General features: G+C 33.9%; 11 protein-coding genes. All 11 read right to left on the minus strand.

Annotated features, from left to right (window positions below):
- Positions 1-244: 244 nt before the first annotated feature.
- A complete protein-coding gene (locus B0A80_RS18880; protein WP_089078311.1) occupies positions 245-658 on the minus strand; it encodes a hypothetical protein in 414 nt (137 codons plus the stop codon).
- On the minus strand, positions 643-1,359 hold the full coding sequence (locus tag B0A80_RS18885; protein WP_198288044.1) for a T6SS effector amidase Tae4 family protein: 717 nt from the start codon (positions 1,357-1,359) through the stop codon (positions 643-645). Before B0A80_RS18885 ends, B0A80_RS18880 begins: the two co-directional genes overlap by 16 nt.
- A gap of 40 nt (positions 1,360-1,399) precedes the next feature.
- A complete protein-coding gene (locus tag B0A80_RS18890) occupies positions 1,400-2,113 on the minus strand; it encodes a DUF4280 domain-containing protein (RefSeq protein WP_089078312.1) in 714 nt (237 codons plus the stop codon).
- Positions 2,113-2,859 (minus strand): hypothetical protein, encoded by a 747-nt coding sequence (locus B0A80_RS18895; protein ID WP_089078313.1) that lies wholly within the window; start codon positions 2,857-2,859, stop codon positions 2,113-2,115. Before B0A80_RS18895 ends, B0A80_RS18890 begins: the two co-directional genes overlap by 1 nt.
- Before the next feature lie 3 nt (positions 2,860-2,862).
- Positions 2,863-4,914, minus strand: a complete 2,052-nt coding sequence (locus B0A80_RS18900) for a phospholipase effector Tle1 domain-containing protein (RefSeq protein ID WP_089078314.1) — start codon at positions 4,912-4,914, stop codon at positions 2,863-2,865.
- Positions 4,915-4,983: 69 nt separating this feature from the next.
- Positions 4,984-6,510, minus strand: a complete 1,527-nt coding sequence (locus tag B0A80_RS18905) for a DUF2931 family protein (RefSeq protein ID WP_089078315.1) — start codon at positions 6,508-6,510, stop codon at positions 4,984-4,986.
- Between the two features lie 164 nt (positions 6,511-6,674).
- Positions 6,675-7,451 carry a hypothetical protein gene (locus tag B0A80_RS18910; RefSeq protein WP_124020593.1) on the minus strand — a complete coding sequence of 259 codons (777 nt, stop codon included), beginning with the start codon at positions 7,449-7,451 and terminating at the stop codon, positions 6,675-6,677.
- An 81-nt stretch (positions 7,452-7,532) separates the two neighbouring features.
- Positions 7,533-9,410 carry a type VI secretion system Vgr family protein gene (locus B0A80_RS18915; protein WP_089078317.1) on the minus strand — a complete coding sequence of 626 codons (1,878 nt, stop codon included), beginning with the start codon at positions 9,408-9,410 and terminating at the stop codon, positions 7,533-7,535.
- A 177-nt stretch (positions 9,411-9,587) separates the two neighbouring features.
- Entirely contained in the window at positions 9,588-9,983 is a 396-nt protein-coding gene (tssD, locus tag B0A80_RS18920; RefSeq protein ID WP_017496361.1) for a type VI secretion system tube protein TssD, read from the minus strand.
- A 477-nt stretch (positions 9,984-10,460) separates the two neighbouring features.
- Positions 10,461-11,237, minus strand: coding sequence for a DUF5457 domain-containing protein (locus tag B0A80_RS18925; RefSeq protein WP_017496363.1), 777 nt, complete (start codon positions 11,235-11,237; stop codon positions 10,461-10,463).
- Positions 11,238-11,247: 10 nt separating this feature from the next.
- On the minus strand, positions 11,248-13,572 hold the full coding sequence (gene tssR, locus B0A80_RS18930; RefSeq protein ID WP_124020594.1) for a type VI secretion system protein TssR domain-containing protein: 2,325 nt from the start codon (positions 13,570-13,572) through the stop codon (positions 11,248-11,250).

The following is a 13,572-nucleotide window of genomic DNA, read 5'->3' on the forward strand; positions in this document are numbered from 1 at the left end:
ACTAGTATTGTACTTGTTTTTAAAATAATATGGTACTTGTTCAATTTTTACTAGAAATCATTTTTTCGACTTTTATTTTTTCTTTTTGAAAGCCACAACATTCTTAAATAGATCGAAATTATGAAAATGGAGTAATCAATTAGCTTAGTAGAAAATTCATCTTTTCTTATCAAAGCCAAAATAGTCGTCTAAAAAAAATCTCAACAGTAACTTTCTTATTTCTTGTACAATTTCTTTATAAATTTTACTTTTTCCGGATTTTATCTTTAACATTAACTATTTTCTTCACAAATAAATCCAAACCTTTGGATTCATAAAAAGCAAAACAATTACAAAGAACAATATTTCTGTCTCCTGTCTCAAAGTGCAAATTATTTTTCTGAGAATAATATAAACCAGTTATTGCAATAGCATAATCTATTACTTTATTTTTAAGCTCATCATCTTCTAAAAAATTACCGTTTATTGAAATTTGAACTCCCGAAGCATCTTTATAAGTGTTATAAAAGGTTGAATCAATTTTTTGATAATTGTAGCTTAAACATTTATTAAAAGCATATTTTTTTATTTCTGCTACTTTATTCTGCCCTATTGCTTTTGTAAAAATTAAAAGCACAAATAACAATAAATAGTTATTCTTTTTTATTTTAATTCCCATAACTTTATTTCATCTGTTTGTATAACAATATTTTTCTTCTTGATAGGATGATAGGCTTCATATTTCATATTAAAATAATAAAGCTCACTAGAAGGATCATCATGACGTGGATCTCCGGGATATATTAAGTTTTTACCATCCCACAAAGTAAAATGCCCTGAAGCATTTCCCCATCCTGAAACTTTAAACATAACAATTCCTTTCAGTTTACTGAGCTTACTCCAATCTGTCGTTGACAAACCAACTTTTATTTCGCCTAAATTAGCTCTCTTAAGTGTTACATCAAACTCAGGAGCCCCTAAATGGTCTTCTAAATATTTTCCCAATTCTTTTACTCTATACCAATAATAGTTTTTTGTCACTCCCGTACTTGTTCCTACATGTACCCCACCGCTAGAACCTTTTTCTCTATATTTTGAATTATCTTTTGGAAGTTTGAAACCACTTAAATTTAACCCTCTACTCATCCTAAAAGAACAAGTGTTTTCCCAATCTTCGGGTGCTTTTTTGTATAAATCTATTAAACCATTACCTATATCATTATAAAGTTTAACTGTATCTACCGATGTGTTTGGATAATTCTTTATCATATCATCCCATTTTGGTCTTGTGGCTGCTACTACCCTTGCCTGAACACCCCCAACACTAGCTACAATATTACGTTGCATTAATTCTATTGGAATTATCTTTTCAAAATCCATAATTTTTCTTACTTGCTTTATTTTCGTTTTTTGTTCCTCCTTAATTATCTGTTTCTAATAAATTTAGAGTGTAGTCTTTTAGGACCTTTTCAAAAATTACAGTATCACTTTTACCAACAGTTCCTGTAAGATTTAATTCAGTTAAATTATCCGTCAACGGTTTCCCATCTTCACTTTTTATAGATACTGTGACACTCTCCCCTTCTTTATAATTCAAGGTCTTTACAACCAAATTCATGTCTACATAAAATCTCGACTTTTTAGCTAATTTGGTGTCATTATACGTCCAGTAAAGTTCTACAATTCTTTTTTCTAAATCTGGCACAGGCGCAGCTGTAGTATCAATCTTTTCCGGTGCATTGCGTTGCGCAGAGTCTGTGATTTTAATATCGATTCCTCCATAATTGCATTTAATTGTACTTTTAAGAAGTAATGGAAATTTTTCCTGAAAATACACCGTACCCACATCTTTCCAGTCGGCAAGCTGCATTACTGAAGCGCATGGACTTGAACTCTGCGGGCTTTTTTTGCAGTTGCCTTTAAAGATTACACTCTTTTTGTCTTTCTCGACAATCGTTGCTACTTTTTTGTCTTGTATGGTAGGAGTATCAAAATTTACTTTTAAGTCGCCCTCCGGAACGGTACATAAGTCACATTTTAGTTTGGCTCCGTCGATAACAAATTTTAAGCCATCCTCGGCTTCCTCTTTTTCCTCGCGTTCTTTTCGTTTTTGAGTATTATCTGGTTTTGCCATTAGAGTGATGTTTTATTAATGTTATACAAAATGCTCAATCCTTCTTTTTCTATTTCTAATGTTGCCAATTCTATCTGATGTTCTCTGTACTCTAAAGTACCATCATATTTTATGCTATCTGTCTCTGTACTCTCTTCAAAAGGTTTTCCTGATACAAAGTAGGTATCCAATTTTTCATCTTTTGGACGAACGTGTTCGAACATTACAGCGCTCCCACAATCCATTATTTTTTTTTGCCGTTCAACAGGGGACGGGTTTCGATATAAACTAAAAAAATACAAACCAAACATTTTATAATCGGAGAAGAAGGTTATCATTTTTTGCTCGTCTTCTACCGAACTGCTAATATCCTGCAGGTATGATTCTACAACAAAACCAACATTATCTATGGCCAATTTGGCACGAACAATTTCCCATCGTTTTCCCAGTTCCTCAAAGTTTACTATTTTAATTATTTTGCCATAGTTATTTACTTCTACTTCAACTTCGTCAAAAGCAGCTCCTATTCTTTTGAGAAAAATAATATTCTCTGTAGATAAATTACTTGTGATTTCGATCTCGGAAAGAAATAACTGAAACAACTTATCATTTCCGTTGTCTTTGTATCTCGTGATAGCAATCTTTCGGGTGTAATTTATTTTTTTTATCTTTTTTGGATTCGAGAAATCTGTTGTTACCGTTTCAAATGCAAACTCATTTATTTTATCAAGCTCAGGGAATACAACATCGTAATCTAAATAGGTCATACTTTAATGTATTTTTCTTTTTCTGCCTTCATTGGGCTGCATCCCGAACCAATCTCTCGTTGAGGACCAATGCAGGTATTCATTCCTTAACTTTCTTAGCATGGTTTGTCCACTGTAACCCACAACAGTAACTCCCTCTATAGTATATGTTTTCATCTCAGGTTCTTTTTGCGGCATTTTAAGCTTCTCAAAGTCTAATTTAGGTTTATATTGCTCTACCCGTAAATTGTCGACTGCTATCTTGAGCTCTTCGAATTCATAATTATGAGTTTTGAGTTTTTGCTCTATATCCAACATTTCAGCATCTCGTCTCTCCTTTTCTATCCTTTCCAGTCTTTTTTGTTCGATTACTTCGTCACTGATGAAATCCCATTCTTTCACCTCGTTGGTTTCATCAAGTGCATAAGGTGTTAAATAGCTTTCTACATCTGTTAGAAAATCATCTAATGGAAATTTCACAGCTGTTTCTTCTACAAAATACTCCTTCATTTCAGTACTTCTGGCATACGTTTCCATAAAGTGCAGCGGAATATAACTGTACTCTTTTTTGACTCCTTCATACTGATCTTCGGTGCCTTCTATTTTTTTTCCACGGGTGCCTGTAAGTTTACTATAAGGCGGAAAACTCCATTGAATTTTCGTTTCAATTTGATCTTCTTTATACCAATACTGTCTGATCAGGTCTCTTCTCAGCGCTTCTAACCCCATTTTATCATCAAAAAAACCATTTGGAAAAACAGAAACATAATGTCTGTCTTTCATCTGAGTTCCGATTTCATCGACAACTTCTTTCTCGGTCATGTAAGCTCCGCCTATATCACAATGTACTCCCGGAAAATTTTTTTCGATGTATCTGCCGGGAATTTGATTGATTCGGGTAAGAGCAAAATTTTGACGATGTTCGTCTTTTGCTGTAAAGTGTACTACTTTTTGACAGTATAAATTATTCAGATGCAGCTCGGCAATATCATCATTAAAATGTGTTGACCAGGCTTCTTTTATGAGTTTGCCTCCTTCGTCTTTCACATTTCCATAATCGTCATAATGATCCCGAACACCATTTTCCTCAAAATAAGACGAAACGGTATCATAAATCCCCACAAACCGGACAACAATCTCTACATTTTTCAAATCATCAAAATCAAGGCTGGTTTTTTTTAGCAAACTGTATCCTAAATGCCCCATCTTAGGGAGCTGATCTCTTATTAAATAACTGTTGTCTATCTCGTAATTATCGACATCTACAAAGGCATTTCGCATTTTTTGTATGCGTACACTACCGGATTCCGAATAGGGTCTTTCAATATATTCTACTCCACAAGGGATTTGTTTTTTCACTGCATTTGCGTAACCACTATCATGGTTTACCTCGTAGACCAGATTTCTGGACGTAGCAGCACCTCGGCTGAATCCAAATACATCGAGTGTGATTTGGGCAAGTTTTGTCGCATCATCACTCTCAGCCATCTTCTCTGCTACTTTATCTGCAATTTGCTCACAAGCGTTACGCACTCTGGCACGTATACCTGTTTGTCCCGAACCAAAAGCAAAACCGTCTGTACTGTCGCGCATTAGGTGATCTGTTCCCATACCCGGTACATAAATGGCGTATTTTTTTTGTTCACAACATTGCCACATACGTGCCACATTGGTGTAATCGTTACTATAACTGTTGTCTGTTCCCATACGATCCAGACCAAACTCGTTTAAAGGGACTCTATAGGAGGCAACGAGATATTTGTCTCTTTCATCAATAGCTTTAAACTCCGCTTCCTCAGCTGGAGTTTTATTTTTCTTAGAAAGAAGTTCTTCTATCCGTCCTTTATTCTTTATTTTTTTATATTTTTTTTCGTCTTCACTTTCCAGCGTCGCATTATCTTTTGAATAATCAATATTTCCCTCTGCATCTTTACCCCGGCTATGTTTGTTACGCATATCGGTATTCGTCTTATTATTGAGTGTGCCGTCTATAAAAATTCCAAAAGTCACTCGTAGGTCTTCTTTTTTTATATCATCGGCCGCTGCTCCTGTATTGTATACAAATGTTTTTCCCATAACAATGATTCTGTTTTTGTATATTCTTTTAATAAATACGATTCGAAAACTGGTGTTTTTTGTACAAGACTAATTCTGATAAGTAGTGAATTTCACTGGTAATTCTTTTCCGTTTCCTTTAAGTGTAATAGTACAGGAATTATAGGATTTACCAATTTTCACCTGCATTTCTATGGGTGCTCCGGGCTTTAGTTTTTCAATATCTCTAAAAGTTTCGCGAACTTCCTCATCTTTAAATATCAACTCTAAATAACTGGTTTCTCCATCCCCTTTACTGTAATCAAAACTTATTTTGGAAGGTGCTGCATTTTCCTGAAGCGGTAGATTCATCTCTTTTTTTTCAGCAAGAGACTGCCCCAAAGTGTGACTCAAAAAATAAATTTTATCCGGCATCTTTTCTCCTTCAGGAAACGAAAAAACAGGATGCCAATTGTATTTGTATTCTCTTGTCACTATGCTTGATTCAAAAACGTTTGTTTTACTTTTTTTCAATGGTATAACAGCTGTACCGCTTTTTAGTGTGGCTCCCAAATAATCACTACCCGGATTTATTTTAACTTCTAAATCAATATTTGCTTCAGGATTCTTTTTACGCAACTCTTTGAAGGCATCAAAAATTTCTTTCTCATCGAAAATAAATGAACCACTATAGCCCTGTCCGTTTTTATCCCACCAGCGAATTCCTAAACTTCTTGGGATTGCTCTTTCCTGATACTCATTTTTGGCAAATTCTTTTTCTAATAGCGTTTCGCGTTCTCCATTAAATAAGGCAAATGACAATTCATCCTGTACCTTTCCTTCCCTCACGAATACAGCAGTAGGGCGCCAGTTGTATTTTATGCGGTAGCTGTCCCAAAGTCCGTAAGGTATGGGTTTGTTTTTATTTGCTTCCTGAACCTCAGGCGCTATAATTTTCGGATTTTTTAAAGTTCGCTCTCTGTCAGCAGGATCAAACAACAAGCGTTCATGACTGTCTAAAGAAGCAATTTCCTTAGCACTTATCTCTGTCTTTTTTCCTTGATAGCGTCCGATTTCTACATCTTTCTGTCCGCCTTTCAACCAGACTACTACAACACCTCCCGGAGCAAAACCTACCGTAATGTGCTTATAAGTTGTCATTACTTTTCCCTTTTTTTGAACGTTGCTCTGAAAACCTTCGTTGAAGAGTTTTACCATTTTAGGATAGTCCAATTCTGTATCGATATGATACATCACATCTTCAACATACGAATACCACGTACAGTTAAGTCTTTGCGGAATTGGTTTTTCGCCCTGACTCATCCCTGAGGAATTTTCTCCCCAATCTCCTATACCTGTGGTTGTACCAAAACCGTATATACTGGTTGTACTGTTGGGCTCTTCGTTTACACCATTTGATACTAACGGACCTTCAAGCCAGCCTCTATAGACTTGTATTGGGTATCCTGAAGGACAACTTAAACCTTCCTGCCATTTAAAATTTGTTTCCATATTACTAAGGGGGGCTTTTATTGCAGAGTTATTAACCTTTTTATCGGTTTGCTTTTTCTCCTGGCAAGAGCTTGTTAACGTATTTGTTATAAGAAATAATAGTAAATAAAGGGCTATTTTCTTCATGCTTTTTAAGTTTTATGCATACTGGTACTGTCTTAACGAACTACTTGTAAATATATCAAAAGTAAGATACATCTCATATTTTTTCTTTAACTAAACCTGTTTCCGTATGCTATACATAGTTGTCAACTCTTTATTCTATTATCGTTATGGTAAGAATGTTTTATCTAGTTTTCAATTCCATTTTTATTAAAATACTCCCTAAAAGTTTTTTTAAAATTGGATAGGTTTTGAACTCCTGATTGTATTACTTTCTCTTTACTGTAAATTTCATACTTTCCATTTCCGGTCTCTTTTCCTGTCCAGACAATTCCGGATTCAATCTTTCCGGATTCATTGGTTTTCAAATAGGTAATTATTGGAGGGGCAAATTTTTCAGCATAACTTCTTAAATAGATTCTGTAAAGAGCATCTTCTTTGGAAAAAAAATGGGCTATTGAATTAAAGGCGGAATCCAAATTTTCAGCATTTGCAGCATGATTTAAACTATTAAAAAGTTTTATCAGATTCTGGTCAAAATTTTCATCGAGATCGTTGAGATCAAAACTGCATATCGAGCTCTTTATTTTATTATTTACAAGAAAACTATAAATGCTGTTGCTTTTGGGTAAATGATCGATATTCAAATTTATAGTTTCAAAATAGCCTACTATTTTCTTCTTACAAAATAGTTCACTTATTTGCATCTGATCTTTAAAATATATCTTAATAACAGCAGCTGATTTTTCTCCATTACTCACTGTAATGGTATCTTTTTCTTTAGTAAAACTGAAGATGTTTCCATAATTTACCGCGTACATTTCTACAATAAAACTTTCCAGTTTTCCGTCAATATACTTTTTAGATAATGTACCGCCTTCTATTTCTGCTTTTTGTACCTCTTCCGCCTGTCCAAAAGAGGATACACCTGCCAATAGAAAAATAAAAAATAATAGCTGCTTCATTCTGATTTGATATTACGATTACGTTTCTTTGCCTGTACCATTTTGTTTCAATTAGGATAAATCACTACCGGTGTGCCTGCGCTATCCTTTATTTACTTTGGCATCAATGGCACCCAGTACTTTTGAGATTCCCGAACTTTTTATCAAAATATCTCCTCCTATGGCTTTGTGAGTTGTTGTTGCTGTAGTTTTATTTAAATTACCATTGATCTTTACAGTTTTATCACCTGATACTTTTTGCTCGTACATATTTGTAATAAGTTTGTAGAGTTCTGTAATATCGACTATACTGCTTTTTCCAACTTTTAAGCTGTTGTTACCGTCGATAGTAGTTTTCTTGTTACCGCCTACCCCTACAGTCATATTTTTACCAACGGTAATATCCAGATTATCACCAACATTGATGGTCATATTTTTAGGTGCATTTACAGTAATATTACCTTCACCATCCAAATAAACACTATTGTCTGACGGGTCCTTTATCAGAATGCTTTTCTGCTTATCATCGAAAGTGATGGTGCTTCCACAACGGGTAAAGAAACTTTTAATATGATTGTCCAGCTTACCGCCTTCGCCTGTTTTTCCGTTAAAAATACTGCCAATTACATACGGTCTGTTAGGATCATTGTAACGAAAACTAACCATTACGTGATCGCCTACCTCCGGTATCGTAACCCATCCGCGATTTCTATTTACCACATCGCTGGTTCCGGCATTAGGAGTTAATACATACAGCCAAGGTGTACGGGACTGCTGTTTCTTTTGCCATAATAATTCTACGCGAATTCTTCCATTACCACTAGGATCATCATTGGCCACTACCACAGCTCTTTGTTCCTGTGCTATTGGCATGCCTACCTGAGGCTCGGGAAGTTTTTTTATTTTAGCCGGAAGTGCTCTGAAACTATTTTCGTACTCTCCAATTTCAGTAGCTTTATGTGTGATTTCGGTAATAATATAAGTACCAATTTCATTCGATTCAAATTGTGTCTTATTCGTACTCAATCCTTTTTGAAGAACCTCTGATTTATCTAATATTTGCTGAGATTCGATATTAATAATAGAGCCGATTCTTAGTTTTGGATTTGAGCTTGTTGCCGAAATGTAGTTTCCTTCTGCAGCTATACTTTCCTGTTTTTTTTTCAGGATACTCTCAAAATATACATCATCTCCGGTACTAAATTGTCCGAACTCGTAAGAAGCTGTACTATATAATTTTTTGGAAGCTTCGAAGGCGTCTTTTCCTAATTTCGGTAATCCCTCTACGATGCTGTCATCTGTTTGTGCCTGATAAAGCTGATCGATATTTTCATTATAAGTATAACCGCTGTACTGATGGGGTTTTGCTTCTACCGATATACTTAAATTAAACAGGTCTTTATTGTAAATTAATTTTATGGGAGAGCTTTCTTGTTGTGGTTTTCCAAAAAAAAGTTTTTCTCCGTCATAAAATAACCATTCGTTATATTGTTTGGCTAATCTCTGGATATACTTAAAATCCGATTCCAGATATTGCGTTTGATATTCTATTTTAGAAGTAAATTCGGGTTCGATTTCATATTGCAGCTGTTCTCCTGCAGCAGTTTGTATGAGATCGTGCACCATATCTTTCAAATTGAGATTTTCCCAGGAATGCAACTTTTGACCGTAGTCTAACAAAATAGTTTTAGAATACCCTGAAATAACAATTTGACTGCCTACATGTCCCAATTCCTGTTGGTAGCGAACGTTTGTTATAATTCCCAGAAAGTTATTGTTACCACTTAACCTGATGTGCAGCACTTTTCCAAGACATTCCTGGGCGCTTTCCATCGTATAGGCCCGAGGTCGTTCTATAACAGAATGTGGAATACTTATTGAAAACTCATGGTGAGCATTAATGGTTTGCTTTAAATCGATTTTAGTAAAATGAGAAATTTCTTTGCCGTCTATACCAAAGATTATTTTAGGAATGACCATAAATCTGTCTAGTTTTAAGTTTAATTCTTTAAAATTTTTAACTTAAACAGAGTATAGTCAAAGCCCTTTATTTTAAAGTTCTTTGCGCCGAATTCAATTTTAAGCTAAAAGATGTCATATTCTGAAAATAAAAAAACAAGAAGCAGTACGTAACTGCTTCTTGTTTTATGAGAAAAATTAAATTTTAGCCCAGTTGTTGTCTAGTGTAGCATTACCTAAAGTAATTTTCTCTGCAGAGAATGTAATCTCAGTAGTCATTGGAGTTTCAGCCAAAGCGTCTAACTGCTCACTAAAGAACACAATGAAAGCGTTTTCAAAAGTAAGTTCTTTCATTACCTGCTCAGAGTCAGCTTTGAAAAATTTTACTTTTCCGCTTACCGGTTTGTGCTGGCTGTTTACCGCTTGTTCGATAACTGTAGTGTTGTCTGTAGATTTTACTCTTAAGTTTAATCTTCCTCCTTTAATTTCAGAAGAAACAGCTCCTTTACCGTCAGTATGTCTCAACATATCAACTTTTGAAAATAATACTTGGTACTCGTTTCCTTCGAATTCTAAAATTGATTTAAATGCCATAATAAAAAATTTAAGTTGTTAAATAAAGTTTTTCAGAATCCTCTTTCTTTTTGTGTGACTAGTATGAACAAAAAAAAAGAGGTATTCTACATGATTTTAGAATACCTCTTTTTGTACTAACGTACTTTTTTTAATTGCTTCTTGTAGGAAGATGAGGGTGATTCGCAATCAATATTTGTACGAATATACAAATACAATTTTAAAAAACAAGTCAATTCGTAATCTTTTTCATAAAAATTAAGAAAAAAATGAGCCGTTTTTAATTCACAAATGTAAGAATCCAGCATTCACAAGGGCTGACAGAAAATTCATCTGTTTTAAAAAAACAAATAGCAACTGCAAAAAACAATCTAATAGTCAAAAAATATTTTTTCAACATTCATTTTACTTCTTCACCTACCTCCCATAAACACAAAAAGAGATATTCTGCATAATTTTTAGAATACCTCTTTTATCTGTTTTTTTACTAATTCACTTTTAATCTGTAACATTTTTCATAAAAAATAACAGAATAAATCCCAACAGCACAACGGTTATGTGCAGGACTATTGAATTGACCTGTGGCTGTAAAGAATTGACCTGGTTTTTTAAGTCTAAAGTTGCTGTGGTGTGAATTTCATTAATTTTGTTCACCTGCTTTTGCAATGAATCTATAGTCTTGTTCAAATACAAAATATTCTGATGCTGATTAGAAAACAGTCTTTTCACTTCTTTGTCAGACAGCGCTCTTTTTTTTCTAATCACTCCTGTTTTAGGTTCTTTTAGTGTCAGTTCGCTAACGTCTTCAATTTTATTATTGTTTACCGCAAAACTGTCATTTAACTTGTTTACTAAGAAAAAAATAAACACAATATAAGAAAGCAAAAACGTAGGCAGTATGTACTGAATAAATATTTCAAGCGCTTTAGGCTTTGCGGCATTGTGTATATTGTTTATCGTACTGTAATTGGTAAAAAAAATGGGCTCTTGTTTTTTTTCTTTGTGCAATCTCTCGGTTTTAAATTTTTCTTCTAAATCAATTAGTTCAAAACGATCGAGGCTGTACAAACCTAAATTCTCATTTAGTTTTTTATGATGTACCATCCAATTGAGTACTTCTTCTATCTGATATTCTGTAATACTGGGATTTTTAAGTCTCCACAAAATTTCTTTTTTTGTAAACTCGCACGGCTTCCCTTTGCTTTCAAAATAAAATAACTCTAAAATTATTTCATGCAAAGGTTTCGTCATTTCTATTGTATTGATAAGTTCCATAATCGTTATTTTATAGTAGCATATTTTTCGATATATAATAGTGTTTGAGCTGAGACTCCTCATCAAAAACCTCAAAAGCACTATTTCTGACCATTTTCTCTAAGGCTTCAACTTTAGCATTTAAACCTATAAAGAGAGCCCTGAATTCGGCCGGTTTTCTCTTAAACTTTCTGATATCTTTAATTCTTATAGTATGCAGATCAGAACTGTTTACAAATACTCTAGTCTTAAAATAAAACAGATCTGCTAAAGAATTTCTGTTTCTCAATGGTTCTGTCCTTCTGATAATTGAGGCAAATGTATAGCACCTGTCTTTAAAATTCAGAATCTCTACCTTATCAATATTCTCATTGGTGTATTCTTTACTTACTAACTCCCGATAATTTTCAATAAGCTGTTTAATTTCATTTTCGGTCAGTAAAATATGTACTTTACTTTCTAAATCATTATCCAGCGAATCTTTTGCATTTATCGCAAACGTTTCGTTTTTATACTTTTTAGGCACATCAGTACTAACGCTGTCTTTTAAAGGAGAATTTTCGATAATATTTTTTACGGTTATACTCGGCTGACTTCTTAAAAAACTAAATTCATTTTTATACTGAGTCAGTGATTTTAGCAACGCATTGTTTGTCTTGATCGTTTTACTGATCACGGTATCAATGGCCTTGTTTATCGTTTCAGGAGTAAGCTCCCCGTTTAACTTAGGAAATACAATTCCGCCATTAAAGTTACTTTTTAAAGGAGCGTTGTAGATGTACTCATTATCGGCTTCGCCATTGTAAACAAATTCATCATTTTTAGGAACCAGTTTTGGATCTACATAATAGTTCTGAATGTATTTTTTATTGGCATTACTGGCATCACTTAAATAGGCCTTACTTTGCGAAATAAAATCCTGATTATCCGAACTGTTTTCATTTCTAAAAAGGATGTACAATAACTTGGCATTATTCTTCGCCAATGCGCTCATATTGTCCTGTAAAACGGTATTTATAGATCCGTCTAATCCTGCGAGTATAAAAAAATTGTTTTCGTAATTGGGTCCCGCACTCAGAAACTGCGTAATATTTATGTTGTTATTGGGTAAAATATTATCCTTTGTAATTTCTTCCGGTGTTTTGATACTTTTTTCAATTAAATCAAACCACTTCGAAAATGAGGATGCTCTGAGCAAATAATAACTTTTGGACTTGCCTTTTGCAATAAATGAATACGTAAAATTATAATTGGCGTACAAATCACTGCTTGTTGTTAGTTTTAGATTTTGCAATGCCGAAAGTGTCTTTTTCAGGTATTGTTTGGTACTGCCGTTGTTCTCAAAAACGTAAAAAAAGTTAATGGTCTTACTTTGCAGATCAATCTGTTCTATTGTCTTTATGGTAATATCATCTCCCTTTAAATTTGTAATTTTATTTTTGTCGTGGTTCCATACATTTACAGGTAATAAAATTTTAGTAGTATTATCGAATCTGGCAGCATCACTGGATTGATTTTCATTTACGAAAAAGGTGTTCCTGTACAATTCATTTGCATGAAAGTTGATCTTACCCGACGAAAACTTCAACGTATCGGCAGGGTTTAGTTTCACCACCACGTTGTCTGTTATGGGATTCAGATATTGCAAAGGAACCCAACCAAACTTAAAATTAGCGGTGTCTTTTGGCATCAAATCATCAGAATTGGACACAAAAGCTGAATTTCCCGTTTTGTTTATGTTGTAAACGTAAACGAAGTCATTTAGTTTAATCCCCTTTTTTATTGCGGTTTCTAAGTTAGGATCTCCCTTTAACAGAAGAGTACTTTTTTTGACGTTATTGTTACTGTTTACTAAATTATCCAGCGTATTGCAGGCCACAAAATACTTTACATATTTTAAGTTAACCTGATTCTGAATGGCTCTTCCATATTCCAGTACGTTGTCTTTTTTAATCCACCCCAGATATTGTACTTCTTTAGCTTTAGAGAAATGGTTCTCTTTACTTCTTAAAGCAGAGAATGTCCCTTTAGGTTTTCCAATCAGTTTTTTATCCGCAACGACCACTTCGTAGTAATTCTTATCTTCATCAATAACATACATGGGAGTCAAAATAGCGGCCTTGTTTTTTACTTTAGCGCTATAAGGTTCCTCGTAAATTTTATTCTCATTTCGATCTGAAAAAACCATTTTTAGTTCTGGTTTTTTATTTTCTTTTTGCTCCTGGTTATCGTAAGTATTAACTGTTTCTCCTGTTTTTCTAAGAACGTTTGTACTGTTCTTAACCTGTGAAAAAATAGTATTTGCAATCAATAAACAAATTAAAGACGTATATCGAAGTAAAATGCTGCTTTTCAT

This window comes from Flavobacterium tructae (assembly GCF_002217475.1).
Taxonomy (GTDB): Bacteria; Bacteroidota; Bacteroidia; order Flavobacteriales; family Flavobacteriaceae; genus Flavobacterium; species Flavobacterium tructae.

Coding starts and splice junctions, on each gene's coding strand:
- B0A80_RS18915 (WP_089078317.1), bottom strand. CDS start 9,410: ATGGTCATTCCTAAAATAATCTTTGGTATAGACGGCAAAGAAATTTCT.
- B0A80_RS18910 (WP_124020593.1), bottom strand. CDS start 7,451: ATGAAGCAGCTATTATTTTTTATTTTTCTATTGGCAGGTGTATCCTCT.
- B0A80_RS18905 (WP_089078315.1), bottom strand. CDS start 6,510: ATGAAGAAAATAGCCCTTTATTTACTATTATTTCTTATAACAAATACG.
- B0A80_RS18900 (WP_089078314.1), bottom strand. CDS start 4,914: ATGGGAAAAACATTTGTATACAATACAGGAGCAGCGGCCGATGATATA.
- B0A80_RS18880 (WP_089078311.1), bottom strand. CDS start 658: ATGGGAATTAAAATAAAAAAGAATAACTATTTATTGTTATTTGTGCTT.
- B0A80_RS18890 (WP_089078312.1), bottom strand. CDS start 2,113: ATGGCAAAACCAGATAATACTCAAAAACGAAAAGAACGCGAGGAAAAA.
- tssR (WP_124020594.1), bottom strand. CDS start 13,572: ATGAAAAGCAGCATTTTACTTCGATATACGTCTTTAATTTGTTTATTG.
- B0A80_RS18885 (WP_198288044.1), bottom strand. CDS start 1,359: ATGGATTTTGAAAAGATAATTCCAATAGAATTAATGCAACGTAATATT.
- B0A80_RS18925 (WP_017496363.1), bottom strand. CDS start 11,237: ATGGAACTTATCAATACAATAGAAATGACGAAACCTTTGCATGAAATA.
- B0A80_RS18895 (WP_089078313.1), bottom strand. CDS start 2,859: ATGACCTATTTAGATTACGATGTTGTATTCCCTGAGCTTGATAAAATA.
- tssD (WP_017496361.1), bottom strand. CDS start 9,983: ATGGCATTTAAATCAATTTTAGAATTCGAAGGAAACGAGTACCAAGTA.